Below are 25,728 nucleotides of genomic sequence, written 5' to 3'. Positions count from 1 at the left end.
ACCCGTTCACCACGGGGCGGGTGCCCCGCCGAGCGGCGGACGGGCCGCCCTCCGCGCACGGGTTCCCATCTGACGGTTCGTCAGCTTCAATGGGAGACGTGATGGGACATGCTGGGATGGCGGCCACCGCCGTCCGATACCTCAGATCGGCCGGATCGCCGACGGCCGTCGAACCGCATCCACGGCCGCTGCTCCGCGCGGTACGGGAGGACGAGCGGCTGCCCGTCGACCCGGCCGAGTTCCGGCGCGTGCTCGGGCACTTCGCGAGCGGGATCACCGTCGTGACGGCCCTCGACCCCGACGGTCCGACCGGCTTCGCCTGCCAGTCCTTCGCCTCGCTCTCCCTGGACCCGCCCCTGGTGGCCTTCATGGTCGCCCGTACGTCGACGACCTGGCCCCGGCTCGCCCGCGCCGGTGTCTTCTGCGTCAACGTCCTGGGCGCGGACCAGCGGGACCTGTGCCTCGGGTTCGCGAAGAGCGGCGCGGACAAGTTCGCCGGGGTGTCGTACGACGCCGCCCCGGAAACCGGCTCACCCCGCCTGACCGGCGCCCCGGCCTGGATCGACTGCACGATCGCCCACGTCCACACGGGAGGCGACCACCTGATCGTGGTGGGCCGGGTGGAGGCCCTCGGCACCCCGGCCGACGACGACGGCGAACCGCTGCTCTTCCACCGGGGGCGGTTCGGGCGGTTCAGCGGCTAGGCGACCTTGACCTGGGAGGCCGGTCCGCGGCGGCGGATCACCAGGGCCATCAGGGCCGCCGCCGCGCACAGGGCGCCCGAGGCGTACCAGACCACGTCGTACGAGCCGAAGACGTCCCGCGCCACTCCGCCCGCGAAGGCGACGACCGCCGCGCCCACCTGGTGGGAGGCGAGGACCCAGCCGAAGACGATCGCGCTGTCCTCTCCGTAGTGCTCGCGGCACAGGGCGATCGTCGGCGGGACGGTGGCCACCCAGTCCAGACCGTAGAAGACGATGAAGAAGATCATCGGCGGGTGGACGGCCGGCGCGAGCAGCATCGGCAGGAAGAGCAGGGACACGCCGCGCAGCGCGTAGTACACGGCCAGCAGGCGCCGCGCCTCGAAACGGTCCGTGAACCAGCCGGAGGCGATCGTGCCGACGACGTCGAAGACTCCGATCACGGCGAGCAGCGAGGCGGCCGCGGTGATCGGCATACCGTGGTCGTGGGCGGCGGGGACGAAGTGGGTCTTCACCAGGCCGTTCGTCGAGGCGCCGCAGATCGCGAACGTACCCGCCAGGAGCCAGAACGGGCCGGTGCGGGCCGCCTTGAGGAGTACCGTCACGGCCCGGCGGGCCGCGCCCGTGACCGGGGCGGGCTTCGGGACGAACTCTCCGCCGTACGGGGCGAGGCCCACGTCCGCCGGGTGGTCGCGCAGCAGCAGCCAGACGAAGGGGACGACCGCGAGCGCGGAGAGTGCGACGGTCACGGCGGCGGGGCGCCAGCCCTCGTTCTCGACGAGCCAGGACAGCAGGGGCAGGAACACCAGCTGGCCCGAGGCGCCGGCCGCGGTGAGGATGCCGGTGACGAGCCCGCGCCGGGCCACGAACCACCGGTTCGTCACCGTCGCCGCGAACGCCAGCGCCATCGAACCGCTGCCGAGACCGACGAGGATGCCCCAGTACAGGACGAGTTGCCAGGACGCCGTCATCCACACGGTCAGGAGCGAGCCGAGCGCGATCACGCTCAGCGCGACGGCGACGACCCTGCGGATGCCGAAACGGTCCATCAGGGCGGCGGCGAACGGCGCGGTCAGGCCGTAGAGCGCGAGGTTCACGGAGACCGCGAAGCCGATCGTCCCGCGCGACCAGTCGAACTCACCGTGCAACGGCTCGATCAGCAGCCCGGGCAGCGAGGCGAAGGCCGCGGCGCCGATGATCGTGACGAAGGTGACCACCGCGACGAACCAGGCGCGGTGGACACGGGGCCTACGGGAGGAGACGGGCGACGCGGGGGTCTCGGTTGTCTGGGTCACGACACACAGCTTCGTGGCCGGGAGTCGCCCCCACCATTGGCCCGAATGACAGCTTTCGCAAGGATCGGGACATCAGCCCTGTGCGACGCGGCCCGCGGCACGGGCCCACAGCAGCCGGCCGGTCGCCCCCGTCACCAGCAGGCCGGTGAGCAGCGCGAGGAGCGAGAGCCCGGGCCCCGACGCCCAGTCCACGTCCGGCGCGTGGACGGCCAGGACGACCAGCGCCGCGAGCGCCACGGACGGGACGGCCAGCAGCGCGGGGCGCAGGCGGGCCAGGTCGTCCTCGGCCAGGGACCCCAGGACGCCGACGCCGAGCGCGAGCGCCCACACCCCCAGGCCCTGCGCGTCCGCGCGGCTGACCGGCCACGGCACGAAGCCCGACCAGAAGCCCGGGACCGCGAGGAGCCCCGCGCCGATACCGGCCCACCCCGAACCCAGCACCGCGAGCGGTGGCTTCGACCAGCCGGGGAGCGGGGCGATCCGCTCCGGCGACCCGAGCACCGGCCGCCGGTACTGGAAGGCCACACAGAGCACCGCCCCGACGGCGAGCGCCCCCAGGGTCGCGACCCAGCCGAGGCTGAAGAGCACGAGGAACAGCGAGCCGCCCTTCGCCACCCACAGCGCCTCGCCGTTGAGCAGGCTCACCACGAACAGGCCGACCAGCACGACCGCGAGGGGCACGACGAGGGTGCGCGCCTCCTCCCAGAGCCTCGCCCGGCCGACCGTGAACAGCGCGGGCGCCACGCCCAGCATGGCCGCCCCGACGAGCCCGGGGCTGAGCGCCTCGGGGGAGGCCCAGGCGCCGGCGGCGTAGCCGGCGACGCTCGCCAGGGCGAGCAGCGCGCCCACCATGAGGCTGACGACCGCCACGACGGAAGCCAGCATGGCCATCCCCGGCGACAGCTCCCGCCCGCCGCGCGGCTCCGCCCGCGTCGCACCGGCGGCCGTTCCGGAGACCGCCCGCGATCCCTCGCTCATCGCCGTCCCGCCTCCTGCTCGTCCGCGGAAACCGTCCCGGCAGCCGTCACCGGCTCGGGCTCGGGCTCCGGCTCGGGCCCCGGCTCGGGCTTGCGCTCCGGTGCCGGTGCCGGTGCCCCCACCCCAGGCGCTCCTCCCCGCGCCACGAGTTCGCGGCCGTACATCACCCGCAGGCTCACCACCGTCGTGGCCGCGAAGGCCAGCACCCCGCAGCCGATGGCGACGCCCGCGACCAGGGACGTCCACGCGTCGAGGCGGACGAACCGCTCCAGTACGTACGTCGCTCCGACCGAGAACACCGGGGCCAGACACAGCGCCACGAGATGCAGCCGCCACTCCTCCCGCGCCCACCCGGCCCCGCGCCGCCCCGCGCGCCGGTGACCGGCTGCCATGACCGTGTACGTCACGGCGTACGGGACCAGATACCCGAGGAGCAGTCGCGGGCCCTCGTCCCCCGGGCCGTCGAGAAGGGACACGGAGAGCCGGGCCAGCGCCGCGGCACCGGCGACGTGCGCCGCGACGAACAGGGGCGTCGGGCACCAGGTGCCGTGGACGCCGGGGACGGTGGTCCGCCGGTCGAGCGCGCGCGAGGCGAGCAGCGCGCCGAAGACGACCACGGAGCCGAGGTGCATGATCGCGATCCGGTTGATCTCGGCCATGGACAGACCGGGGAACAGCCGCGGCAGGCCGCCCCATTCGAGGCGGAGCAGCGGCGCGGTCAGCAGGAAGCCGTAGCAGAGCAGCATCCACCGCTGGTGCAGGTCCGGGAAGCGGGTGAGGGCGGCGAGGACGCCGAAGGTCACGCTTCCCACGGTGCCGACGAGGATGGTCGCGAGGACGACCCAGAACGCCGCGCCGCTGTACGCGTCCTCCGGTGCCGTACGGGCCAGATAGAGCGCGGCACCGGCCATCGAGGCGTACACCGTGACCGCGAACACGGTCCCGGCGACGCGGTGCAGGCGGCGCCGCCGACGGACCGCCGACAGGTACTGGACCGGTCCGAGCAGCATCAGCAGGCCGCCCAGGACCGAGTGCACGATCAGCGGGACCAGGCTGCGTCCGTACGGCCCGATCCGGTCCCGAACGGCCTCGGCGACGTACTCCGGCGACACGATCCGGCCCATGAGCCACTCGCCGGGGGCGGGCGCCCCGGCCGAGGCGTACGGCCACAACTGGGTCATGGCGACGGGCGCGTAGGCCACGCAGCCCACGGTCAGCGCGACGCCGGCCGCCCTCCCCCACCGCACATCCATCGACCGCTCCCCTGCCGTGGGCCCGATAGTCCTTTCTGGACTGTGAAGGAAGGTAGAGGCGGGTGTTACCCACGGTCAACGGTCACGGCTCGCGGTCTTCGACCCACTTCCAGAAGTCGACCATCATCCGCTCGTAGCGGATGCCGAACTCCAGCGCCTCGCGCTGCCCCCGGGTCAGCACCTCCCCGACGCTCTCGGCGAGCCCCTCGTACTCGTCCAGCGTCCGGCGGTGCTCCTCGACCTGCACCGGGGCGTGCACCCGCGGGCTCGCCCCGAACCAGAGCTTGAGGATGCCGCGTTCACGGGCCTCGACCGGGACGAAGGCGGGGTCGTCGAGCCATGCGGCGAGCGCGGTCGCGCCCGCCTCGGTGAGCCGCATCAGGCGCCGGTTCCGCCCGCCCGTCTGGCGTGCCTCGGACAGCAGGCCCGCCTCGACCAGGCGGTCGCACTGGGCGTAGACCTGCGCGTGAGGCATCGACCAGAAGGGCGCCACGGTGCGCGCCGCCTCCACCTTCACGTCGTACGGACTGGCCTCGCCGAGCTTGTCGACAATGCCGAGCACGAGGTACGAGGGCGTGGTCAACCGGACTTCAGACATGCCGGGACCGTACCTCCGCCGGCTGGGCCCGCGGCAGCGTCCTGATCGGGCGGACCACGAGCAGGGCCGCGATCACGAACACCGCGATCCCCGAGCCCGCCAGCAGGCCGACGGAGGCACCGAGGTGCCCGGCGCCGAGCAGACCGGCGTCGAGGGCGACGGGCACCATGCCCTCGCCGAGGACGGCGGCCGCCCGCGCCACGAAGAAGAGCCGGAAGTCACGGTTCCAGAGGGCCGGGGCCCCGACCTGTCCGGGAATGCGCTCGCGGGCCGCAGAATTGTAGGGGGAGTGCGCCGATCGTCCGTCGGCCACGACGCCCGCTCATCCGTCCGCCAGTTCGTCCGTTTGCCCGTCCGCCTGTTTGTCCGTCGTCACGGACTCGACTTCTAGCAGCGAGTGGTCTGGACCACAAAGGATTCTCTCGTGCCTCACCGTATCGCCGTCCTGGCCCTGCCCGGTCTCCTCCCCTTCGAACTGGGCATTCCCCACCGGATCTTCGGCCGCGCCAAGGACGCCGAGGGTGTGCCCCTGTACGAGATCGTGACCTGCGCCCCGGTCGCGGGCCCGGTCCAGACGGACGCGGACTTCGCCGTCCATGTGGAGCACGGCCCTGAGGCGCTCGCGACGGCGGACACGGTCGTCGTCCCCGCCTCGTACGAACTGGGCCCCGTGTACGACGAGGGCCGGCTGACCGACGAGCTGGCGGCGGCCCTCGGGCACATCCGGCCCGGGACCCGGCTCGTGTCCATCTGCACGGGCGGGTACGTGCTGGCCGCCGCCGGCTACCTCGACGGGCGGCCGGCCACCACGCACTGGGCCTCGGCCGCCCACTTCCAGCGGCTCTTCCCGAAGGTGCGGGTCGACGCGGACGTGCTCTTCGTCGACGACGGGGACGTGCTGACCTCGGCGGGCGTCGCTGCCGGGATCGACCTGTGCCTGCACATCGTGCGCCGGGACCACGGGAGCGCCGTCGCCAACGACGTGGCCCGCAGGACCGTCGTACCGCCGCACCGGCACGGCGGGCAGGCCCAGTACATCGAGCGGCCGCTCCCTGAGGCGGGGACGGCGACCACGACGTCGGCGCGCGCCTGGGCGCTGTCCCATCTGCACGAGCCGATCCAGCTGCGGGACCTCGCGGTACGGGAGTCGATGAGCGTACGGACGTTCACGCGCCGCTTCCGGGAGGAGGTCGGCATCAGCCCCGGCCAGTGGCTGACCCAGCAGCGGGTGGAACGGGCCCGCCACCTCCTGGAGTCCACGGACCTGGCGGTCGACCAGGTGGCCCGGGAGGCGGGCTTCGGCACGCCCCAGTCCCTGCGGTCACACCTCCAGGCCGCGATCGGCGTGACCCCGACGACGTACCGCCGCACGTTCCGGACGTCGACTCCCGGTCCTGGTCCGGGTCCCGCCACGGCAGCGGCTTCCGCCTCGGGTCCGGGTCCCGCCACGGCCACGGCTTCCGCCTCGGGCGGGTGACGCCCGCGGTACGCCGTCAGTCGGTCCGGGCCGTGGGCGATCGCGCCCACCCACGGCAGGACGGGAGCGCCCACCGCGAGCGGCGCCGTCGCCACGGGCGGCGCCGTCGCCACGGGCGGCCGGGCCGCGACGGCGACGGCCGACAGCGGTGCTAGAAGGTCAGGACGCCCCGCGCGACCCTGCCCTGTTCCGCGTCCTCCGCCGCCTTCGCGAACTCCTCCACCGGATAGGTGGCGGTGACGAGTTCGTCGAGGAGGAGGCGGCCTTCGCGGTACAGCTCCGCGTAGAGCGCGATGTCCTTCTGCGGGCGCGAGGAGCCGTAGCGGCAGCCGAGGATCGACTTGTCGAGGAACATCGCGGCGGGCGGGAAGGTCGCCTCCGCGGTGGGGGCGGTCATGCCGAGCAGGACGGCCTGGCCGTGGCGGTCGAGGAGGTCGATCGCGGTACGGACGAGGCCGGTGTGGCCGACGCACTCGAAGACGTGGTCGGCGCCGGTGGGGAGGATGTCCCGGACGGTCTCCGCCGAGTCGAGGAAGTGCGTGGCGCCGAAGCGGCGGGCGACCTCCTCCTTGGCCGGGTTGGTGTCGACGGCGACGATCGTGAGCGCGCCGGCGATCCGTGCGCCCTGGATGACGTTGAGCCCGATGCCGCCGGTGCCTATGACGACGACGGTCTCGCCGCGGTCGACCTTGGCGCGGTTGAGTACGGCGCCGACCCCGGTGAGGACGCCGCAGCCCATGAGGGCGGCGGAGGTGAGGGGGATGTCCTCGGGGATCTTCACGGCCTGGACGGCCTTGACGACGGTCCGCTCGGCGAAGGAGGAGTTGGAGGCGAACTGGAAGAGGGGCCCGGTGCCGCCGCGGGAGAAGGGCTGCTTGGGCATGCCGATGGCCTTGCGGCACATGGTGGGGCGGCCGCGGTCGCAGTCGGCGCAGGCGCCGCAGTTGGCGAGCGTGGACAGGGCGACGTGGTCGCCGGGGGCGACGTGGGTGACCCCGGGACCGACTGCCTCCACGACGCCGGCGCCTTCGTGGCCGAGGACGACGGGGACGGGGAAGGGGATGGTGCCGTCGAGGACGGCGAGATCGCTGTGACAGAGCCCGGCGGCGCGGACACCGACGAGAACCTCCCCGGGACCGGGGTCACGTACCACCAGGTCGTCGACGACCTGGACGTTCTTGCCGTCGTAGACGACACCTCTCATGTGCGTGCTCCTTGTCGTCGGGCGTGCGTTGTGGGCGGTGCCGCGCGCTACTGGTTCGGGCGGGTGCCCGCCGCGGCCGCCCTGGCCATCTCCTCCAGTCGGGTCAGGAGGGGCATCGGGTCCACTCCCACCGTCCCCGGCAGGAAGTCCGCGATGCGTTCCGGGGTCCACGCTCCCCCCTCCGCGTACCCCGCGCGCAGCTCCCTCGGCTGGGCCCAGACCGCGATCTTGGGGCCCGCGATCGTGTACACCTGGCCCGTGATCCTCTCCGCGCGCGCCCGCTCCGACAGCAGGTAGACGACCAGCGCCGCCACGTCCTCCGGCTCCCCGATCTCCTTCAGCTCCATCGGCACGTTCGCCGACATCCGCGTCCGCGCCACCGGGGCCACCGCGTTGGCCGTGACCCCGTACTTGTGCAGGCCCAGCGCCGCCGACCGCACCAGCGAGATGATGCCGCCCTTCGCCGCCGAGTAGTTCGCCTGTGCCACCGAACCCTGGTGGTTCCCGCTCGTGAAGCCGATCAGCGTCCCGGTGCCCTGCTTGCGCATCACCGCCGACGCCGCCCGGAAGACCGTGAACGTCCCCTTCAGATGCGTAGCGACGACCGGGTCCCACTCCTCCTCGGCCATGTTGAAGAGCATCCGCTCGCGCAGGATGCCCGCGACGCACACGACCCCGTCGATCCGCCCGTACTCCGCCAGCGCCACGTCGACGACCCGCTGACCGCCGGCCATCGTCGAGATGTCGTCGGCGACGGCGACGGCCGAACCGCCCGCCGCCTCGATCTCCTTCACCACCGACAGCGCGACCTCCGACGTCGGCTCCCCGCCCTCGATGGAGACCCCGTAGTCGTTGACGACGACCTTCGCCCCCTCCGCCGCGCACGCCAGAGCCACGGCGCGCCCGATCCCGCGCCCCGCGCCCGTCACCGCCACGACCTTGCCTGCCAAGAAGTTCCCCACGCCCGGCCCCTTCCCGCGTTTTCTGACGGTCCGTTAGATTCGTTCGTCGACAGGATTCTACGGTCCGTCAGATGCAGAAAAACAAGACCCCGGAGGCCCCGATGTCAGTTCCCTCGCAGCTCCCCGTCGAGTTCCACGACATCGCCAAGCGCGTCAACAACTGGGGGCGCTGGGGCCAGGACGACGAGATCGGGACCCTCAACCTGATCACCGACGACGTCGTACGGGACGCCGTCGCGACCGTCCGCTCCGGGCACCGCGTCCCGCTCGCCCTCGACCTCACCCAGGACGGCGTGCAGACCGGCATGATCCCCGGCAGGGTCAACCCGCTCCACGTCATGGTCCAGATCAACCAGGAGCTCTTCGGCCCCGGAACGGTCGCCACCAGCGACGACGCCGTGACCCTCGGCCTCCAGGCGGCCACCCACTGGGACGCCCTCACGCACGTCTCGCACTCGGGCAAGATCTACAACGGGCGCCCCGCCTCCACCATCACCCCGCACGGCCGTTCCGAGTTCAGCGGCATCCACACCGCCCGCCACATCGTCAGCCGTGGCGTCCTGCTCGACGTGGCCGCCGCCAAGGGCGTCGACCGGCTGCCCGGCGACCACGCCGTCACCCCCGAAGACCTCGACGAGGCCGCGGAATTCGGCCGCGTCACCGTCCGGGCCGGCGACATCGTGCTCGTACGGACGGGCCAGATACGGCAGTACCTCGCCGGGGACAAGCACGCCTACGCGTTCCCCTCCCCCGGCCTCTCCCTCCGTACGCCCGAGTGGTTCCACGCCCACGACGTCGCGGCCGTCGCCAACGACACGCTCACCTTCGAGATCTTCCCGCCCGAGATCGAGAACCTCTGGCTGCCGGTCCACGCCCTCGACCTCGTCGAGATGGGCATGCTCCAGGGGCAGAACTGGAATCTGGAAAGTCTGTCCACAGCCTGTGCACAGAGGGAGCGGTACGCGTTCCTGCTCTCCGCGATGCCCGAGCCCTTCGTGGGCGGTACGGGCACACCGGTGGCCCCGGTGGCGATCCTCTGAATCGATGAAGTCATACGGGGGTGGCGGCGCACTCGCGCGCGCCCCGAGCACGGCACGGTCGCCGCCACCCCGGACACGACCCGCACTCGTCGAGGGCGGCTTCGCACCCTCGTCGTCCCCTCACGTCGAATCGCTCACCCCAGGGTGAACAAAACGCCACGAACCGTCAACAGTGCACCGAGGCCGTCGGGGTGACCGCCGAGGTCTCGGACTCCTTCGGCACGCCGCGGTCCACCTCGCACCAGATGCTCTTGCCCGCGCCCTCGCGCTGCCATCCCCACCGGTCGGCCAGGCCGTCCACCAGCTCGAGACCGCGCCCGTTGGTGTCCTCGCCCTGCGCGTGGCGCGGCATCGGCGGCCGGTCGCTCGAGTCGGCGACCTCCACCCGTACCGTCCCGGCCTCCGGACAGCCCGCGCCGAACAGCATCCGCAGCACGGCCGGACAGCCCGTGTGGACCACCGCGTTGGTCACGAGCTCGGAAATGAGCAGCACCAGCGTCTCGGCCAGCGGCTCGTCATCCCCTATGCCCGATCCGGCGAGCCTCGAACGCGCCCATCGCCGGGCGCGTCCCACCTCTGCCGGGTCCGGCCCGACCTCCAACTGAACCTGAAGCACCTGCACCGCTCACACCATCCGAACCGGCGGACACATCGCCTCGCGCCTCACAGCCATCGACGCCCTTACGGAACGTGATTCCCTTGTGAGACAGCATGGTTGACGTACAGTCACCGCAACAAGCGCTTCGGGCATATTCCAGCGCGAAGGAGTACGCATGGTCCATACTGTGCGACGCACGCTGCGGGGAGTCGAACAGGAGGGCGCCCAGCGCCTCCACGGGGTACGAGCGGCGGGCATCGCCCGATCCGGGGCCACCGTTTCGGCGACACCGGGACGATCCGGGCTCACAACCACTCGCATCCCACGGAGAGTACCGGAGCGGGACCCCGACTCCGGGCCGTGACGGCCCGCCCGAAGGACACAACCCGATATCGACGCTCCGTGAGCGCCCACCCACGCCACGCCTACAGGTGCGCCGCCTCCGCCTCCTCCGCCCGGGCCTTCGTCGGGCCCCGCTCGGCCCGCACCCAGGCCCGCTTGAGGTGCAGATGCACGTCCGCCTCCCACGTGAAGCCCATGCCGCCGTGGACCTGGAGGCAGTCCCGCGCGCAGTCGACGGCCGCCTCGTCGGCGAGCAGCTTGGCCCCGGCGATCTCGACGGGGTCACCGGTGACGGCGGCCCCGTAGACGGCGGCCCGGGCGACCTCGGCCCGCACGAGCATCTGCGCACACAGATGCTTGACGGCCTGAAACGCCCCGATGACCTGCCCGAACTGCACGCGCGTACGGGCATGGGAGACGGCCATCTCGGTGGTCCGTGCGGCACTCCCGACCTGCTCGGCGGCGGTGAGCAGCGCCGCCGACTCCGCGTGGGCCATCGTCCCGCGGGGGCGGGACAAGGGACGGCGCCCCTGCGGGCGCGTTCCGCCCACGGCCTCGGCGCCCACCGGACCGGGCAACCGATGCAAGGGCGTCAGCGGATCCACCGACCGCACAGGCACGGCGCCCTCGACATCCCCCATGACGACGTCCGCCGCGTCCAGCCACTCGACCAGCCCGCCGTCGGCGGCCGTCACGACCACCTCCCCCTCCGCCGCCCCAGGCACGCTGCCCGCCGCCAGGTGCGTCGTGATCAACGGCCCCGGCAGCAACACCCGCCCCGCCTCCTCGAAGACGAGCACCGCCTCCGGCAGCCCAAGACCCACGCCCCCCTCCGCCTCCGGCAGCCGCAACGCGAAGAACCCGGCCGCCCCCAGCTCCCGCCACAGCGCGCGGTCCAGAGCACCGCCCGCATCCACGGCGGCCCGCAACGCCTCCCGGTCGAAGCGCCCCGCGAGCAGCTCCCGTACGCCCGCCTTCAGCGCCTTCTGGTCGTCCGTCAGCCGGAAGTCCACGCGACCACCACCCCTCACCGCCCCTTCGGCAGGCCGAGTATCCGCTCGGCGACGATGTTCGCCTGGATCTGCGACGTACCGGCCGCGATCGTGTACGAGAGCGAGGACAGCCGGTCCAGGTTCCACTCGCGCCCGAGGTCGAGCGCGTCGGGCCCGAGGACGGCGGCCGCCGTGTCGTACAGCTCCTGCCGGGCGTGCGAGTACCGCAGCTTGAAGACCGAGCCGCCGATCCCCGGCACGCCGCCCGTCGCCTCCGCCTCGCTGACGTTCCACTGGGTCAGCCGCCACAGCGCCCGGAACTCGGCGCTCAGCCGCCCGAGCCGCCGCCGTACCCCCGGGTCGTCCCAGGTGCCGTTCTTCCGCGCCGTCCCCGCGAGGTCGGCCAGCACGCGCCGGCACGCGACGACCTCGCCCACGAACGCCGTACCGCGCTCGAAGGACAGGGTCACCATCGTCACGCGCCAGCCGTCGTTCTCCTCCCCGACCCGGTTGGCGACCGGCACCCGTACCTCGTCGAGGAACATCTCCGCGAACTCCGCCGACCCGGCGAGCGTCCGCAGCGGCCGTACGGTGATCCCGGGCGCGTCCATGGGCATCGCGAGCCAGGTGATCCCCCGGTGCTTGGAGCCCGAGGCGTCCGTCCGTACGAGCAGCTCGCACCAGTCGGCGACCTCCGCGTGCGAGGTCCAGATCTTGGAGCCGGAGACGACGTACGCGTCCCCGTCCCGTACCGCCCTGGTCCGCAGCGACGCCAGGTCGGAGCCGGCGTCCGGCTCGCTGAAGCCCTGGCACCACACCTCGTCGCCGCGCAGCACCGGCGGCAGCCAGCGCTCCCGCTGCTCGGGCGTCCCCTCGGCGGCGACGGTCGGCCCGGCGTGCAGCAGCCCGACGAAGTTCGCGCCGACGTACGGCGCCCCGGCGCGCTCGGTCTCCTCCAGGAAGATGAGCCGCTGCGTCGGCGAGGCGCCCCAGTGCACGTCCGCGTAGCCCGCGTCGTACAGCCGCCGCTGCCAGCCGCAGTCGTAGGCGCGCCGCCCCGGCCAGTCCAGCGGATCGGGCTTCGGCGGCAGCGTCGGCAGGACGCGCGCGAGCCACTCCCGCAGCCGCGCCCGGAACTCCCCCTCCGCCGCACCGTCCGCGAGGTCCATCAGACGATGCCCAGGTCCAGCATGCGGATGGCGTTGCCGCGCATCAGCTTGTAGACCGTCTCGTCGTCGAGTCCCTTGACGTGGTCGAGGGCGACCTCCTTGGTGTGCGGGAAGGTGGAGTCGACGTGCGGATAGTCGGTCTCGAAGGTGGCGTTGTCCCGTCCCACCACGTCCAGCGAGGCGATGCCGTGCTTGTCGCGGAAGAAGCAGCAGAACATCTGCCGGTAGTAGTACGTCGACGGCGGCTCGGGGATGAGGTCCCGCACCCCGCCCCACGCCCGGTGCTCCTCCCACACGTCGTCGGCGCGTTCGAGGGCGTACGGGATCCAGCCCATCTGGCCCTCGCTGTAGGCGAGCTTGAGCCGGGGGAACGTGACCAGGACCCCGGAGAAGAGGAAGTCCATCATCGAGGCCATGGCGTTGTTGAAGCTGAGGGAGGCCTGGACGGCGGGCGGGGCGTCGGGCGAGGCGGCGGGCATCTGGCTGCTGGAGCCGATGTGCATGTTGACCACCGTCCCGGTCTCCTGGCAGACGGCGAAGAAAGGGTCCCAGTAGCCGGAGTGGATCGACGGGAGCCCGAGGTAGGTCGGGATCTCGGAGAAGGTGACGGCCTTGACGCCTCTCGCCGCGTTCCGCCGGATCTCGGCGACGGCCAGGTCGATGTCCCAGAGCGGGATGATGCAGAGCGGGATGAGGCGGCCGCCGCTGTCGCCGCACCACTCCTCGACCATCCAGTCGTTGTAGGCGCGGACGCAGGCGAGGGCGACCTCCTTGTCCTTGGCCTCGGCGAAGGTCTGGCCGCAGAAGCGGGGGAAGGTCGGGAAGCAGAGGCTCGCCTCGACATGGTTGAGGTCCATGTCCTTGAGGCGCTCGACGGGGTCCCAGCAGCCGCGGCGCATCTCCTCGCGGGTGATGCCCTCCAGGGTCATCTCGTCACGGTCGAAGCCGACGGCCGCGATGTTGCGCTTGTACGGGAACTTGAGGTCCTCGTAGATCCACCAGTCGGTCGGCGGACCGTCCGGGTCCATCGTGATCTGGTACTTGCCCCCGACGTACGCGAGCTCCCCGATCCCGGCGGTCAGCGGCTGGGGTCCGCGGTCGCGGTACTTGGCCGGCAGCCAGGTCTCGAAGAGGTGGGCCGGCTCGATCACATGGTCGTCGACGCTGATGATCCGCGGAAGTTCCGTCATGAGACCCTCTCCCATTCCCGCATTTTCTGATGACCCGTCAGATACCGATCGGTCTCAGGCTAGCCCCCGACCCCTGGACCGACAAGCAGCGGGCCTCTACGCTCTCCAGGCAATCTGACTGACCGTCAGTTGTGGCCGGAAAGGGGAACGTCGTGACCGACACCGCACACACCCTGGGCGCCTCCCGCACCCTCTGGGAGCTAGTCGAGCGGCGCGCCGCCCTCACACCCGACCGGCCCGTCCTCCTCCAGGGGGACCGCGCCCTCACCTTCGGTGAGCTGCGGGAAGGCTCCGAGCGGTGCGCCGCCGGGCTGTACGGGATGGGGGTGCGCCCCGGCACGGTCGTGGCCTGGCAGCTGCCCACCCGGATCGAGACCGCGGTCCTCTCCTTCGCGCTCGCCCGCATCGGGGCCGTACAGTCCCCGGTCATCCCCTTCTACCGGGACCGCGAGGTCGGCTTCGCGCTGCGCGAGTCGAAGGCCGAGTTCTTCGCCGTGCCGGGCGTGTGGCGCGGCTTCGACCACACGGAGATGGCCCGCCGGCTCGGCGCGCGCGGGATCTTCGAGGCGTACGGCTCGCTGCCCGACGGGGACCCGGCCGTCCTGCCGCCCCCGCCCCTCTCCGGGGAGGACGTGCGGTGGATCTACTGGACCTCGGGGACGACCTCCGACCCCAAGGGCGTCCTGCACACCGACCGCTCGCTCATCGCGGGCGGCTCCTGCCTCGCCCACGCGCTGCGTCTGAGCGAGGACGACATCGGCTCGATGGCCTTCCCGTACGCGCACATCGCCGGGCCCGACTACACGGTGATGCTGCTCCTGTACGGATTCCCCGCGGTGATGTTCGAACAGTTCGCGCTGCCCGACGCGCTGGCGGAGTACCGCAGGCACGGGGTGACCGTGGCGGGCGGTTCGACCGCCTTCTACTCGATGTTCCTCGCCGAGCAGCGGAAACAGCCAGGCCGGAAGCTGATACCGACCCTGCGGCTGCTCGCGGGCGGCGGGGCGCCCAAGCCGCCGGAGATCTACCACGCCGTCGTACGGGAGATGGGCTGCCAGCTCACCCACGGGTACGGCATGACCGAGGTCCCGATGATCACGATGGGGTCGCCGGACGACACCGTCGAGAACCTCGCGACCACGGAGGGCCGGCCGCCCGCGGGCATGGAGATCCGGATCGCCGACGACGGGTCGGGGAGCGGCGAGGTCAGGCTGCGTGGCGAGGCCGTCTGCCAGGGCTATCTGGACCCGGCCCAGAGCGCCGCCGCCTTCGACGAGGACGGCTTCCTGATCACCGGCGACGTGGGGCACCTGACCGCGAGCGGACATCTCGTGCTGACCGGGCGGATCAAGGACATCATCATCCGCAAGGGGGAGAACGTCTCGGCCAAGGAGGTCGAGGACCTCCTCCACCGGCATCCGGCGGTCGGCGACGCGGCCGTCGTCGGGCTCCCCGACCCGGACCGCGGCGAACGTGTCTGCGCGGTGATCGAGCAGCCGCCGGGGGCGGACCCGCTGACCCTGGAGACGGTCACCGCGTTCCTGCGCGAGCAGGGGCTCTCCGTCCACAAGCTGCCGGAGCAGCTGGAGGTGGTGGACGCCCTGCCGCGCAACGACGCCCTGCGGAAGGTGCTGAAGTACAAGCTCCGCGAGCGGTACTCCGCCACCGCCGCCCCCGGGAGGACGCTCCCGGGGGCGCGGTCCGGGCTCACTTCCGCGGGGTGAGGACGATCCGATCGACGAGGGCGGACGGTACCGGCACCAGGGGGCGCGCGACGTGGGGTGTCGAGGCGTCACCCGTATGTCGGGGAAAGGGATTTGGCGACCGAGGAGCGGGCTACTCCGTCATGAAGTAGCGGGCGAAGGCCGTCACCGCCTGCTCCTCGTCGACCGAGCCCGAGGCGACGGTCGGCAGCGTACGGGCGCCCAGCGCCGCTCCGACGGGGGTGATGCCGAGGGCCAGCAGCGCGCGCTCCACGTCGGCGGGGGTCGTGGCGATGGCGAGGACGGCGTGCAGGAAGGGCCGGGCGATCTCGGCGAAGCGCTCGGGGTGGTCGTGCAGGCGCTTCACCGCGCCGCCGGCGAACTCCTCGCGGCTGACCTTCTGGTCGCCGTCGATGTCCGCGATCCCCGCCATGCCCTGCCAGAAGGCCTCGGCGCCGTCGGCCAGCGCCTGCCCCCGGTCGGAGCGGAAGGAGACGTCGAACTCCGCCAGGACGCGTTTCGCCGCCGTGCTGAAGTCCTCGCGCGAGATGGTCCCGTCGCCGTCCTGGTCGAAGGCGGCGAAACGGGAGGCGATCCGGCGCTGGTAGACCTCTCCGGGTCCCTGCTCGGGTTCCATGGGCTCCATTCCGGGAGGGTACGACGAGACGGGCCGCCGTGCCGAGAGGGGCGGGGCGCCCGGTCGCCGCTCGGGGGCGCGGTGGCGCTACGCGGAGAGCGGCTGGGCCTCGTCGTCGACGGCGGCCGCGGCGTCCCCGTACACGTCGAAGAGGCGGCGCACGCCCAGCGCGGCGAGGACCCGGTTGACGTGCGAGGCGTCCTCCGAGCCCCGCTCGGGCAGGACGACCCGCAGCCGGCCCTGGCAGGAGCGCATCAGCCGCCGCGAGGCGATCAGCACGCCCACCCCGCTGGAGTCGCAGAAGAGTACGCCCGAGAGGTCGAGGACGACATCGTGGCGTCCTCCCGCGACCGCGTCGTGGACGCGTCTTCTGACCAGGGGCGAGGTCAGCAGATCCAGCTCCCCGCGGATCCGCAGCACGGTCCAGGGGCCCTGCTCGTCTTCGTCGACGTGGAGGTTCACGCGATCGCGCCCTTCAAGCGGAAGCAGTCGTTCAAGCGGAGGCAGTCGTTCCCGTCCCCTCCCGCTGCCCCGCCACGACGCGCCGAAACCCCTCGTCCCAGGGATGACGCTTTCCTTACCATCCAGCCCCTCCGGGAGGGCGTACTTGTCCCAAAGCGGAGTGCACTCCCGGACGGCCCATTACTTTGGACGGAGAACTCGGGTCGGGAGGGCCACGGAAGAGCACCGGAGGGTCGACGCATGCCGAAGGACACACCACCGCGCTGGGACCGCAGGATGCAGCAGCGGCTGGCGCGCGGTGAGGCCGCCGCGCTCGGCGAGCTCTACGACCGGTTCGCCTCCCTGGTGCACAGCCTCGCCCACCGGATCCTCGACGACGAGAAGGCCGCGGACCAGGTCACCCGCGAGGTCTTCGGCTACATCTGGGAGAACCCCGACGCCTACGACCCCAAGCAGGGCAACATGCGCTCCTGGGTCGCCAAGCTCACCCAGCGCCAGGCCGTGCACCGGCTGCGGCAGACGGAGGCGACGGCGTACGCGGAGACCGGCGAGGGTTCCGCGGAGGAGCTGGAGCAGAAGGTGCGCCAGGCCTCGGTCGCGGCCCGCGCCGACTACATCGTGACGTCGATGCCGGCGCCGCTGCGGGCCGCCCTTGAACTGGCGTACTTCCAGCGGCGGGACTACCGCCAGACGGCCGCGGACCTCGGTGTGACGGAGGACGAGGCGCGGCGACGGCTGCGGCTCGGGCTCCAGCTGCTGTCGACGGCGAACACCCGCCCGCTGGAGGGGTCCTCGCCGCCCGGTTACGGTCGTTCCCTGTGAACGGCCCCGACGACACTCCCGACGACGTGGCGCGCGCTCCCCGGATACCGGGACCGCGCGCCGCGGCGGACGACCACGCGGATCTGACGGGAAGCGCTGCCGTGGCCACGCCTCCCGAGCCGGCGGAGGAACCGGTCCTCGCGCCCGCGCCCCCGCTCCCGCCTCCCCCGCCGCCGCACAGCGTGCTCAAGTCCCTCCTCGGGGCGTGGGCGCTCTCCGCGTGTTCACCGGAGGAGACGCAGGCGGTCGAGGACCATCTGACCGAGTGCGCCCCGTGCGCGGACGAGGCGCTGCGGCTGCGGGACGCGGTCGGTCTGCTGCACTCCGAGCGGGATCTGGACCTCGACCCGCTGCTGCGCTCCCGGGTCCTGGAGAACTGCCTGGGCCGCCGGCCCGCCCGTATCCCCGTGCCCTCCTGGGCGGCTCCGTACGACGCGGAGACCGCCCGGCTCGACGCGCTGCCGCGGGACATCGGCGAATCGGAGTGGCACGCGCCGGTACGGCTGAAGTGGTTCGAGGGCGAGCAGCGGGTGAGCCGCCGGACGACCGTGGCGGGGGTGATCGGCCATCTGCTGACGGTGGACGGTCTGGTGGCCACCTCCCTCGGCCTGGACGACCCGCTGGGGCCGAAGGCGACGGAGGTGTCGCCGGGGGCGCGCACGGAGGCGTACTGGCAGGGCCAGTACCACCCGCCGACGCGCGCGGTGCGCGAGCCGTGGCGCGAGCAGAGCCACACGCTGATCCGCACGGTGTCGTTCGCGGGGCGTGGCGTGGCGGACCTGACGGTGACCTACGGCGACTTCGCGCTGCCGATGCGGGACTCGCTGCTCGAGCGGGCCTTCGAGTGCTGGGTGCACGCGGACGACATCGCGAACGCGGTGGCGTACCCGTACGAGCCGCCGAGCGGGGCGCATCTGCACGGCATGATCGACCTGGCGGCCCGGCTGCTCCCGGCGGCGCTGGCCGGCCGGCGCCGTGCGGGGCTCGCCGCCCCGCCGCGCCATCTGGTCGCGGCGGGCGCCCCCGGCCGCTCGCTCCATCTGGAGGTCGAGGGCTCGGGCGGCGGCCACTGGTACATCGCCCTGGACTCCCCGGCGGCCGTCGGCTCCCCGGACCACGCGGTGGCGCAGGTGGCGATGGACGGCGTCGAGTTCTGCCAGCTGGTGGCGGGCCACGTCCCGCCGGAGGAGGCGGCGGCGGGCCAGGACGGTGACCGCGAGGCGATCCGCGACGTCCTCTTCGCGGCGGCCTCCTTGAGCCGCCTGTAGCCGCCTGCGGCCGCCCCGGGGGGTGCGCTACGCGAAGACCACCGTGCGGCGGCCGTTCAGGAGGATCCGGCGTTCCGCGTGCCACTTCACCGCGCGCGCCAGCGCCTGGCATTCCACGTCGCGACCGATCGCCACCAGCTGGTCCGGGGTGACGTCGTGGCCCACCCGCTCGACCTCCTGCTCGATGATCGGGCCCTCGTCGAGGTCGGCCGTCACGTAGTGGGCCGTCGCGCCGATCAGCTTCACGCCGCGCGCGTGCGCCTGGTGGTAGGGCTTGGCGCCCTTGAAGCTCGGGAGGAAGGAGTGGTGGATGTTGATGATCCGGCCCGACAGCTGCTTGCACAGGTCGTCGGAGAGGACCTGCATGTAGCGGGCGAGCACCACCAGCTCGACGTTCTCGGCGCGCACGAGCTCGAGCAGCTCGGCCTCCGCCTCCGGCTTGTTGTCCTTCGTGACCGGAATGTGCCGGAACGGGAGACCGTACGAGCTCACCAGCTCGGAGAAGTCCGTGTGGTTCGAGACCACCGCGACGATCTCGACCGGCAGCGCCCCGATCCGCGAGCGGAAGAGCAGATCGTTCAGGCAGTGGCCGAACTTCGACACCATCAGCACGACGCGCATGCGCTCGTCGGCCCGGTTGATGTGCCATTCCATCGCGAACGAGTCACCCACCGCCGCGAAGCTCGCCCGGAGCTTCTCCACGGTCACCGGCTCCTCCGCCGAGAAGTGGACGCGCATGAAGAACAGGCCGGTGTCCCGGTCCTTGAACTGCTGACTGTCCTCGATGTTGCAGCCCGTGATGAACAGATAGCTCGAAACGGCGTGCACAATGCCCTGTTTGTCCGGGCAGGAAAGCGTGAGGACGTACTGGTCGGTCATCCCCGTAGGGTGCCACACCGCGCCACGGCGGCAGGGCCGACGTCCGTCAGGCGGACCGCGTGATGATACGGAGAACGTCCAGGGAGCGCGGGGGTGTGTCCGGGTCCTCGCCGTCCGCGGACGCCATCCGTATGTGTGCCTCGCGGGCGGCCCGTACGGCCTCCGGCCACCCGTGGTGCTCCATGTACGCCGAGAACGGCGCGTCGGGCCCCACCTGGTGCATGATCCGCAGCACCCGCAGCACGGCCACGTCCACCAGCGCGGCCTCACCGGAGTCGCGGAAGATCGTCCCGACGTACTTCTCGGCGGACCAGTTGTCGAGCCAGGTGTCCTCCACGAGGCGGTAGACGGCGTCGGTGACGTCGCCGTACCCGTCATGGCCGGCCAGCCAGGTGGTCTCGTGGAACCCGGGGTCGGAGAGCATGTGCAGCGCCGAGCGCACGTTGCTGCGCCAGCGCCACCACGGCATGTCGTTGAGCGGCATGCCGCCCATGGTGGAGGAGCGACGGCCGCGACGGGAAGAGTTCACCGAACCCGAGACTGGACTGGACACCGTTCGATCGTACGTTCCCTTCCAAGATCGGCGGACCAGCCCCCTCCCGAGCCGGCGCCGACCCCGGCAATTCACCTTGACGTCACCCCCCGTTGAACCCCGCACACTTCTGCGTTACCCGTGAGGCGGAATTGTGCGTGTCCATGACCGGTAGGCGACTGACCTCACTCCTCGCGTATGTCATGACGGCGGCGGCCGGGGCGTCGCTGCTCACCGGCTGTGGCGTACTCCCTGGGACCACGGGGGGATCCAGGGAGCCCGTCACGGTGATGACCTGGGCCCCGGACGGCACCCGGGCCACCAACCAGCCCGGTATGCCCGCCATGGCCCAGGCCTTCGCCCGCTGGGTCAACGCCTCGGGCGGCATCGACGGCCACGAGCTGAAGATCCTCACCTGCAACGAGAAGAACACCTCCTCCGGCGCCGCGGACTGCGCCCGCCGCGCCGTCCGCGAGGACGTCGTCGCCGTCGTCGGTTCGTACAGCCAGAACGGGCGCGCCTTCATGGCACCGCTGGAGGCGGCCGAGATCCCGTACATCGGCGGCTACGGCATCTCCGAGGACGAGTTCACCAGCCCGCTCTCCTACCCGGTGAACGGCGGCCTCGCCTCGCTCATGGCCGGGCACGGCCGGCAGCTCGCCGAGTCCTGCCGCAAGGTCTCGCTCGTACGCCCCGACACCCTGTCCGGCGACAAGCTGCCCGACCTGCTCAACTCCGGTCTGCGCAAGGGCAGTCACGACGGAGCGGTCGACATCCCGGCCGTCGAGGACGCCGCCGAGTACACCACGCAGGCAGAGCGCGCCCGCGACAAGGCCGGCAGCAAGGACGGCTGCGTCGCCGCCGTCCTCGGCGAGCGCACCCAGACCTTCTTCGACTCCTTCCGCCGCCTCCCCGGGGGCGAGGACGGTCAGGGCGGTCCGGGAGGCGACGGCAAGGGCAAGGACGAGATCCGGATCTCCTCCGTGCTCGGCAGCGTCAGCCAGCCCGTCGTCGACCGCACCGGAGGCGCGCACAGCCCCTTCGAGGGCGCGTACGTCACGGGCTGGTACCCGGAGGCGAACGACGCGCGCTGGGCGCCGATGCGCAAGGTGATCAAGGAGCACGCGTTCGCCGACAACCGGGTCGACCCGACCGACGCGGGCGTCCAGACGACGTGGATCGCCTACACCGTCCTGAAGAAGGTCATCGAGTCCCTCGACAGCGACACGGTCACGGCGAGTGCCGTCGCGCACGCCCTGGACCGCGGTGTCCAGATCGACACCGGCGGTCTCACCCCCGAACTGCGCTGGCGGTACGAGGACATGCTCGGCGCCCCCCGCTTCCCGCGGATCGTCAACCACGAGGTGACGTTCCAGGTGGTCCGCAAGGGGCAGCTCGTGGCACAGAAGCCCGGCTTCGTCGACGTCGGCGAAACCGTCCTCAGCGCCCCGTAGCGGCCGTGGCGCCACCGGTTCCCCGGCGGCGCCCCCGCCCCTCCCCTACAGCTGGGTCGGGGTCCGCTTCGACAGGCCGAACTTGTCGGCGGTCGGGTTCCACAGCGAGGCCGCCTCGCGCTTGGCGATCGTGGCGTCGGAGCTCTTCTTGCCCGCCTCGACCGTGTGCGAGGTGCCCCGGGCCTTCCCGCCCTTGCACAGCTTCTTGTTGCCCTTCACCTGGTCCGCCCAGGCGGCGTAGTGGTCGTCGGCGGACGCCGAGGCCTGCCACGCCTTGGTGAGGGCGGCAGTCAGGGCCGCGCTGTCCGGAAGCTTGTCGACCGACAGGCCCTGCAGCCGGGTCACCAGGCCGCGGCGCTGCCCGGCGGCGTCCCGCAGATCGGTGGCGGCCTGGTCGAGGTTCTTGCACTGCTTGATGCTCTCGACCGAACGGATCACCGCGTCACGGCTGTCGTTGCTGTCCGCGAGCAGCTTGTCGAGCTCCTTCGCCTGCGGCTCGGCCGGGTCGGCGGCCGCCTTGCCGGTCGGCTCGGCCGACGGGGCGCCGGAGCTGGCGGCCACGTTCTGGGCGGGGCTCTTGCCCTTGTCCTCGTCCCCGCCGCTGAGCAGCGCCCCGGCCCCGAGGCCGACGACCGCGCAGCCGACGACGACGGCGGCGATCAGCGCCACGGGCGACTTACGGCGCGGCTCGGGCTCGTCGTCGTACCCGTCGTCGTAGGCGCCCTGGAAGGGGGGCGGCGCGGTGGGCTGCTGGAACTGCTGCTGCGGAGGCGCCTGCTGGGCGTGCGGGGGCTGCTGGAACTGCGGCGGGAACTGCTGCCGGGACTGCGGCTGCCGGGACGGCGCCTGCTGCTGCGGCATGTGCTGCGTCGCGTCGCTGCGGAAGAGGTTGTCGAACTCGGCGGGCGGCTGCCGCTCGCCGTGCGTCTGCGCCGGTACGGGAGCGATGTACTGCGTCGCGTCGGAGGCGCCCGCGGGCTGCTGCCGGCCCAGGGGGCCGGTGCCGAGGAACTGGGTGTCCGAGCCGGCGCCCTGCGCCGCGACGGGCGGGATGTGCTGCGTCGCCTGCATGTCGGGGACGGGCGCCCCAGGGGCGGGCATTCCCGACATGCCGGGCATCGACTGTGCGGCGCCGGGGTGCGTGGGGGCCGCGGGAGGGTAGCCGTAGCCGCCCTCGGGGCCGGGCTGCGCGGGCGCGGCGGCGTGGGGGTATCCGTATCCGCCGGGCGGCGGGGTGTGGGACGGCGACGGGTGCCCGCCCGGTATCCGACCCTGCGCACCGGGCATCGCGCCCGGCATGGGCCCCGGTCCGCCGGCGGGTGGCGCGCCCTGCGGCGGGATCGGCGCGAGGTACTGCGTCGCCTGCATGTCCGCGGCCCCGCCCGGTCCGGCCTCCGGCGGAAGCGGCTGGGCCGGCGGCAGCGGCTGGGACTGCTGTCCCTGCGGCCCGCCACCGGGGCCCCAGGCGCCGCCCCACGGCTGACCCCCGGCCGGGCCCGCGCCCTGGCCGGTCTCCACGCCGCCCTCCGCGGGCAGCACGACACCTTCGTGCGTCGGCCGTACCGCCGGATACTGCGGCTCCGGCCCCTGTCCGCTCTGCGTCACCGGGACTCCCACTGATGGACCTACGGAATCGTCGGCTCACGCTACCGGGTGCGTCCGGCGCCGCGCACACGCGTGTGAGCCCGGTAACAGACCCACAACGACACCACCCTCAACTGCCGTACCAGCGTGCCCCGATCGCCCCAGGGCGCAGGGTTCGACGGTGACGCCCATCACACCAGGTCACGCCGCGTGGAGTTCGAGCCGCGCCCCGAACTCCCGCACCACAGGCTCCCCCGCGAACGGCTCCAGTCGCTCCTTGAGGTCGTCCAGATACTCCGCCCCACGCGAGGACCGCAGCGTCGCGAGCAGTTCGAGGGCGCGCGTCCCCGTGTGGCATGCCTGCTCGACCTCGCGCCGCTGCACCTGCGCCGAGGCGAGCAGCACCAGACCGATCGCCCGCCGCCTGGCCCGCGTCTCGGGATGGCCGACGAGCGACTCCTCCGCCGCCCGAGCCGCCGCCTCCGCCTGGCCCAGATCCCGGTGACAGTGGGCCAGTTCGTCGGCGAGATACGCCTGGTCGAAGTGTGCGATCCACGACGGGTCGTCACCCGACTCCGGATCCGCCCGCTCCAGGGCCCGTACTGCACGGCCCGCGACCGCCTCGAAGGCGTGGGCGTCCCCGAGCAGCGCGTGGCCCCGCGCCTCCGCCGCGTAGAACATCGCCTCCGCCCGCGGTGTCACCCGTCCCCGCGCGCCCTCCTGCGCCGCCCGCGCCAGCTGCGCGATCTCCCGCGGGTTCCCCAGCTGTGCGGCGAGATGACTCATCGAGGCGGCGAGCACATAGCCGCCGTAGCCCCGGTCGCCCGCGGCCTGCGCGAGCCGCAGCGCCTGGATGTAGTACCGCTGGGCGAGCCCGGGCTGCCCGGTGTCCACGGCCATGTACCCGGCCAGCTCCGTGAGCCGCGCCACCGCCGCGAACAGCTGCCGCCCGACCGCCTCCCGGTACGAACCCGAGAGCAGCCCCGCCACCACGCTGTTCAGGTAGTGCACGACCACCGGCCGCACATGGCCGCTGCCGAACCGCCGGTCCAGGTCGACCAGCGCACCGGTCATCGCCCGGACCGCCTCCACGTCCGAGACCCCCACGCGCGCCCCGGCCGACCGGGCCACGTGCGCGTCCGCGCCCGTGATCAGCCAGTCCCGGCTCGGCTCCACGAGCGCGGAGGCCGCCACCGTGGACCCGGAGAGGAAGTCCCGGCGCCCCACGTCACTGCGCCACAGCTCGCAGACCTGCTCGATCGCGCCCAGCACGGTCGGCGAGAACTGCAGCCCGACGCCCGCCGCCAGGTTCTTGCCGTTCGCCATCCCGATCTCGTCGATCGTGACCGTACGGCCCAGCTTGCGGCCGAGGGCCTCCGCGATGATCCCCGGCGCCCGCCCGCGCGGCTGCTGACCGCGCAGCCACCGCGCCACCGACGTCTTGTCGTACCGCAGATCGAGACCGCGCTCGGACCCGACCATGTTCACCCTGCGGGCGAGGCCGGCGTTGGAGCACCCGGCCTCCTGAATGAGCGCCTGCAGCCGTTCGTTCGGCTGACGGGCGACGAGTGGCCTGGCTGACATGACTACCCCCTGAGGCCGGTGTGATCGATGAGAACTGATCACTGCCCGGCGGATATCCGGTCAATGCCGATGTGAACACGCGAAACCGGACGCATCGGCCACGGGCAGTCGGCCGACACCCCCCACCTCTGGCTACCCCTCCACCGCTCCCCGGCCCCACGCGCGCCCCCGTCCGTGCACCCATGCGCCCCGCCGTGCAGGATCGATGCTCCACACCGCGCCGATCCCCGCCCGTAACCCCAGGTGACGGCGGCAGTTGAGTTCACCGTGGAAGAGACCATCGGAGTCACGGAAGCCGCACAGATCCCCAAGCAGCGAGGCGAGCAGCTGCTGGACAGCGCCGTGCGGTATGCGGAAGAGCGGCACTGGGACGTGTTCCCGGGGACCTGGCTGGAGGCGGTCGAGGGCCGGGAGCGCTGCTCGTGCGGCGCGGAGGCGTGCGCCTCTCCCGGCGCGCACCCGGCCAGGCCCGACTGGTCGACGCAGGCGACCGGCAGCGCGGTCGGGGCGCGGCGCATGTGGTCGAAGCAGCCCAAGGCGTCGATCCTGCTGCCGACCGGGCGCACCTTCGACGCGATCGAGGTACCGGAGTCGGCGGGCTTCCTGGCGCTCGCGCGGATGGAGCGGATGGAGCTCACGCTCGGCCCGGTGACGTGTACGCCGGAGCGCCGGATGTTCTTCTTCGTGCTTCCGGGCGCGGCCACCAAGGTCCCCGATCTCGTACGGAAGCTGGGCTGGGCGCCGGCCTCGATCGACCTGGCCACCCGCGGCGAGGGGTACTACGTGGCGGCCCCGCCCACGCGGGTCGGCGGGCACGGCGCGGTGCAGTGGGCCCGGCGGCCCACCCCGGCGAACCGCTGGCTGCCGGACGCCGAGGAGCTGATCAGCCCCCTCGCCTACGCCTGCGGGCGGGAAGCGGCGGCCGAGAGGGCTCGCAGGGCCTAGGGGCGGCCTCTAGGGTGTGCCCGTACGGAGTACGGGGACAACCGGAGGGTTGACGGACC

At 72.5% G+C, this 25,728-nt stretch carries 25 protein-coding genes; 8 read left to right on the top strand and 17 right to left on the bottom strand.

Annotation, left to right across the window (positions count from 1 at the left end; translation table 11 throughout):
* The first annotated feature begins 116 nt into the window (after positions 1–116).
* Positions 117–704, top strand: coding sequence for a flavin reductase family protein (locus tag ACZ3OF_RS32120; RefSeq protein WP_361677584.1), 588 nt, complete (start codon positions 117–119; stop codon positions 702–704).
* Here the strand turns inward: ACZ3OF_RS32120 and ACZ3OF_RS32115 are convergent.
* The 5 genes from ACZ3OF_RS32115 to ACZ3OF_RS32095 form a co-directional block, all read right to left on the bottom strand.
* On the bottom strand, positions 701–1,996 hold the full coding sequence (locus tag ACZ3OF_RS32115) for an MFS transporter (RefSeq protein ID WP_467308296.1): 1,296 nt from the start codon (positions 1,994–1,996) through the stop codon (positions 701–703). The genes ACZ3OF_RS32120 and ACZ3OF_RS32115 overlap by 4 nt on opposite strands.
* Positions 1,997–2,068: 72 nt before the next feature.
* Positions 2,069–2,974, bottom strand: coding sequence for a hypothetical protein (locus ACZ3OF_RS32110; RefSeq protein ID WP_361677440.1), 906 nt, complete (start codon positions 2,972–2,974; stop codon positions 2,069–2,071).
* Positions 2,971–4,227 carry a DUF2306 domain-containing protein gene (locus tag ACZ3OF_RS32105; RefSeq protein WP_467308293.1) on the bottom strand — a complete coding sequence of 419 codons (1,257 nt, stop codon included), beginning with the start codon at positions 4,225–4,227 and terminating at the stop codon, positions 2,971–2,973. Before ACZ3OF_RS32105 ends, ACZ3OF_RS32110 begins: the two co-directional genes overlap by 4 nt.
* 82 nt (positions 4,228–4,309) lie before the next feature.
* Entirely contained in the window at positions 4,310–4,825 is a 516-nt protein-coding gene (locus ACZ3OF_RS32100) for a helix-turn-helix transcriptional regulator (RefSeq protein ID WP_361677434.1), read from the bottom strand.
* Positions 4,818–5,138 (bottom strand): hypothetical protein, encoded by a 321-nt coding sequence (locus tag ACZ3OF_RS32095; protein ID WP_467308291.1) that lies wholly within the window; start codon positions 5,136–5,138, stop codon positions 4,818–4,820. Before ACZ3OF_RS32095 ends, ACZ3OF_RS32100 begins: the two co-directional genes overlap by 8 nt.
* Before the next feature lie 111 nt (positions 5,139–5,249).
* On the opposite strand from ACZ3OF_RS32095, the gene ACZ3OF_RS32090 reads away from it, so the two are divergent.
* Positions 5,250–6,302 carry a GlxA family transcriptional regulator gene (locus tag ACZ3OF_RS32090; protein ID WP_467308289.1) on the top strand — a complete coding sequence of 351 codons (1,053 nt, stop codon included), beginning with the start codon at positions 5,250–5,252 and terminating at the stop codon, positions 6,300–6,302.
* A gap of 151 nt (positions 6,303–6,453) precedes the next feature.
* Here ACZ3OF_RS32090 and ACZ3OF_RS32085 read toward each other — a convergent pair whose 3' ends face one another.
* Positions 6,454–7,506: a Zn-dependent alcohol dehydrogenase gene (locus ACZ3OF_RS32085; RefSeq protein ID WP_467308287.1), complete on the bottom strand. Its 1,053-nt coding sequence runs from the start codon at positions 7,504–7,506 to the stop codon at positions 6,454–6,456.
* A 47-nt stretch (positions 7,507–7,553) separates the two neighbouring features.
* Positions 7,554–8,468 (bottom strand): SDR family NAD(P)-dependent oxidoreductase, encoded by a 915-nt coding sequence (locus ACZ3OF_RS32080; RefSeq protein WP_361677425.1) that lies wholly within the window; start codon positions 8,466–8,468, stop codon positions 7,554–7,556.
* Positions 8,469–8,539: 71 nt separating this feature from the next.
* Between ACZ3OF_RS32080 and ACZ3OF_RS32075 the strand changes: the two genes are divergently transcribed.
* Positions 8,540–9,508 carry a cyclase family protein gene (locus tag ACZ3OF_RS32075; protein ID WP_361677422.1) on the top strand — a complete coding sequence of 323 codons (969 nt, stop codon included), beginning with the start codon at positions 8,540–8,542 and terminating at the stop codon, positions 9,506–9,508.
* Positions 9,509–9,674: 166 nt separating this feature from the next.
* On the opposite strand, the gene ACZ3OF_RS32070 is transcribed toward ACZ3OF_RS32075, so the two are convergent.
* The 4 genes from ACZ3OF_RS32070 to ACZ3OF_RS32055 all read right to left on the bottom strand — a co-directional run bounded on the left by ACZ3OF_RS32070 (position 9,675) and on the right by ACZ3OF_RS32055 (position 13,799).
* On the bottom strand, positions 9,675–10,130 hold the full coding sequence (locus ACZ3OF_RS32070) for an ATP-binding protein (protein WP_361677419.1): 456 nt from the start codon (positions 10,128–10,130) through the stop codon (positions 9,675–9,677).
* A 401-nt stretch (positions 10,131–10,531) separates the two neighbouring features.
* The gene (locus ACZ3OF_RS32065; RefSeq protein WP_361677416.1) at positions 10,532–11,461 is read right to left on the bottom strand and encodes an acyl-CoA dehydrogenase family protein; all 930 of its coding nucleotides are present in this window, start codon (positions 11,459–11,461) and stop codon (positions 10,532–10,534) included.
* A gap of 14 nt (positions 11,462–11,475) precedes the next feature.
* Positions 11,476–12,609 (bottom strand): acyl-CoA dehydrogenase family protein, encoded by a 1,134-nt coding sequence (locus ACZ3OF_RS32060; protein ID WP_467308284.1) that lies wholly within the window; start codon positions 12,607–12,609, stop codon positions 11,476–11,478.
* Entirely contained in the window at positions 12,609–13,799 is a 1,191-nt protein-coding gene (locus ACZ3OF_RS32055; RefSeq protein WP_361677409.1) for an amidohydrolase family protein, read from the bottom strand. The genes ACZ3OF_RS32060 and ACZ3OF_RS32055 overlap by 1 nt, the downstream gene beginning before the upstream one ends.
* Positions 13,800–13,951: 152 nt before the next feature.
* On the opposite strand from ACZ3OF_RS32055, the gene ACZ3OF_RS32050 reads away from it, so the two are divergent.
* Complete coding sequence (locus ACZ3OF_RS32050) at positions 13,952–15,523, top strand: class I adenylate-forming enzyme family protein (protein WP_467308281.1); 1,572 nt, start codon at positions 13,952–13,954, stop codon at positions 15,521–15,523.
* A 112-nt stretch (positions 15,524–15,635) separates the two neighbouring features.
* Here ACZ3OF_RS32050 and ACZ3OF_RS32045 read toward each other — a convergent pair whose 3' ends face one another.
* Both ACZ3OF_RS32045 and ACZ3OF_RS32040 read right to left on the bottom strand, forming a co-directional pair.
* Positions 15,636–16,148, bottom strand: a complete 513-nt coding sequence (locus ACZ3OF_RS32045) for an EF-hand domain-containing protein (RefSeq protein ID WP_361437307.1) — start codon at positions 16,146–16,148, stop codon at positions 15,636–15,638.
* 78 nt (positions 16,149–16,226) lie between these two features.
* Positions 16,227–16,601 carry an STAS domain-containing protein gene (locus ACZ3OF_RS32040; RefSeq protein ID WP_361677403.1) on the bottom strand — a complete coding sequence of 125 codons (375 nt, stop codon included), beginning with the start codon at positions 16,599–16,601 and terminating at the stop codon, positions 16,227–16,229.
* A 240-nt stretch (positions 16,602–16,841) separates the two neighbouring features.
* Between ACZ3OF_RS32040 and ACZ3OF_RS32035 the strand changes: the two genes are divergently transcribed.
* Positions 16,842–17,423 (top strand): sigma-70 family RNA polymerase sigma factor, encoded by a 582-nt coding sequence (locus ACZ3OF_RS32035; protein WP_467308277.1) that lies wholly within the window; start codon positions 16,842–16,844, stop codon positions 17,421–17,423.
* Complete coding sequence (locus ACZ3OF_RS32030) at positions 17,420–18,691, top strand: zf-HC2 domain-containing protein (protein WP_467308276.1); 1,272 nt, start codon at positions 17,420–17,422, stop codon at positions 18,689–18,691. Before ACZ3OF_RS32035 ends, ACZ3OF_RS32030 begins: the two co-directional genes overlap by 4 nt.
* Positions 18,692–18,718: 27 nt before the next feature.
* Here the strand turns inward: ACZ3OF_RS32030 and purU are convergent, their stop codons facing one another.
* Both purU and ACZ3OF_RS32020 read right to left on the bottom strand, forming a co-directional pair.
* On the bottom strand, positions 18,719–19,570 hold the full coding sequence (gene purU / locus ACZ3OF_RS32025; RefSeq protein ID WP_361677397.1) for a formyltetrahydrofolate deformylase: 852 nt from the start codon (positions 19,568–19,570) through the stop codon (positions 18,719–18,721).
* Between the two features lie 46 nt (positions 19,571–19,616).
* On the bottom strand, positions 19,617–20,063 hold the full coding sequence (locus tag ACZ3OF_RS32020; RefSeq protein ID WP_361437463.1) for an SCO4402 family protein: 447 nt from the start codon (positions 20,061–20,063) through the stop codon (positions 19,617–19,619).
* Between the two features lie 203 nt (positions 20,064–20,266).
* On the opposite strand from ACZ3OF_RS32020, the gene ACZ3OF_RS32015 reads away from it, so the two are divergent.
* Positions 20,267–21,556, top strand: a complete 1,290-nt coding sequence (locus tag ACZ3OF_RS32015; protein ID WP_361677394.1) for an ABC transporter substrate-binding protein — start codon at positions 20,267–20,269, stop codon at positions 21,554–21,556.
* A 45-nt stretch (positions 21,557–21,601) separates the two neighbouring features.
* On the opposite strand, the gene ACZ3OF_RS32010 is transcribed toward ACZ3OF_RS32015, so the two are convergent.
* Entirely contained in the window at positions 21,602–23,161 is a 1,560-nt protein-coding gene (locus tag ACZ3OF_RS32010; RefSeq protein ID WP_467308273.1) for a hypothetical protein, read from the bottom strand.
* Between the two features lie 180 nt (positions 23,162–23,341).
* Positions 23,342–24,724, bottom strand: coding sequence for a transcriptional regulator (locus ACZ3OF_RS32005; RefSeq protein ID WP_361677389.1), 1,383 nt, complete (start codon positions 24,722–24,724; stop codon positions 23,342–23,344).
* 267 nt (positions 24,725–24,991) lie between these two features.
* On the opposite strand from ACZ3OF_RS32005, the gene ACZ3OF_RS32000 reads away from it, so the two are divergent.
* Complete coding sequence (locus tag ACZ3OF_RS32000) at positions 24,992–25,669, top strand: bifunctional DNA primase/polymerase (RefSeq protein WP_361677387.1); 678 nt, start codon at positions 24,992–24,994, stop codon at positions 25,667–25,669.
* The last annotated feature ends 59 nt before the right edge of the window (positions 25,670–25,728 follow it).

The sequence above is a fragment of the Streptomyces sp. NPDC022552 genome, from assembly GCF_055561875.1.
The sequence above is the reverse complement of the archived record's forward strand: the minus strand, read 5'-3'. Positions and strand labels throughout refer to the sequence as shown.

What these genes read in the sequence shown, in the direction of transcription:
- ACZ3OF_RS32020 (WP_361437463.1), bottom strand. Translation starts at nt 20,063, where the DNA reads ATGGGCGGCATGCCGCTCAACGACATGCCGTGGTGGCGCTGGCGCAGC.
- ACZ3OF_RS32105 (WP_467308293.1), bottom strand. Translation starts at nt 4,227, where the DNA reads ATGGATGTGCGGTGGGGGAGGGCGGCCGGCGTCGCGCTGACCGTGGGC.
- ACZ3OF_RS32060 (WP_467308284.1), bottom strand. Translation starts at nt 12,609, where the DNA reads ATGGACCTCGCGGACGGTGCGGCGGAGGGGGAGTTCCGGGCGCGGCTG.
- ACZ3OF_RS32100 (WP_361677434.1), bottom strand. Translation starts at nt 4,825, where the DNA reads ATGTCTGAAGTCCGGTTGACCACGCCCTCGTACCTCGTGCTCGGCATT.
- ACZ3OF_RS32045 (WP_361437307.1), bottom strand. Translation starts at nt 16,148, where the DNA reads ATGGAGCCCATGGAACCCGAGCAGGGACCCGGAGAGGTCTACCAGCGC.
- ACZ3OF_RS32120 (WP_361677584.1), top strand. Translation starts at nt 117, where the DNA reads ATGGCGGCCACCGCCGTCCGATACCTCAGATCGGCCGGATCGCCGACG.
- ACZ3OF_RS32110 (WP_361677440.1), bottom strand. Translation starts at nt 2,974, where the DNA reads ATGAGCGAGGGATCGCGGGCGGTCTCCGGAACGGCCGCCGGTGCGACG.
- ACZ3OF_RS32005 (WP_361677389.1), bottom strand. Translation starts at nt 24,724, where the DNA reads ATGTCAGCCAGGCCACTCGTCGCCCGTCAGCCGAACGAACGGCTGCAG.
- ACZ3OF_RS32085 (WP_467308287.1), bottom strand. Translation starts at nt 7,506, where the DNA reads ATGAGAGGTGTCGTCTACGACGGCAAGAACGTCCAGGTCGTCGACGAC.
- purU (WP_361677397.1), bottom strand. Translation starts at nt 19,570, where the DNA reads ATGACCGACCAGTACGTCCTCACGCTTTCCTGCCCGGACAAACAGGGC.
- ACZ3OF_RS32035 (WP_467308277.1), top strand. Translation starts at nt 16,842, where the DNA reads ATGCCGAAGGACACACCACCGCGCTGGGACCGCAGGATGCAGCAGCGG.
- ACZ3OF_RS32075 (WP_361677422.1), top strand. Translation starts at nt 8,540, where the DNA reads ATGCAGAAAAACAAGACCCCGGAGGCCCCGATGTCAGTTCCCTCGCAG.
- ACZ3OF_RS32015 (WP_361677394.1), top strand. Translation starts at nt 20,267, where the DNA reads ATGACCGGTAGGCGACTGACCTCACTCCTCGCGTATGTCATGACGGCG.
- ACZ3OF_RS32055 (WP_361677409.1), bottom strand. Translation starts at nt 13,799, where the DNA reads ATGACGGAACTTCCGCGGATCATCAGCGTCGACGACCATGTGATCGAG.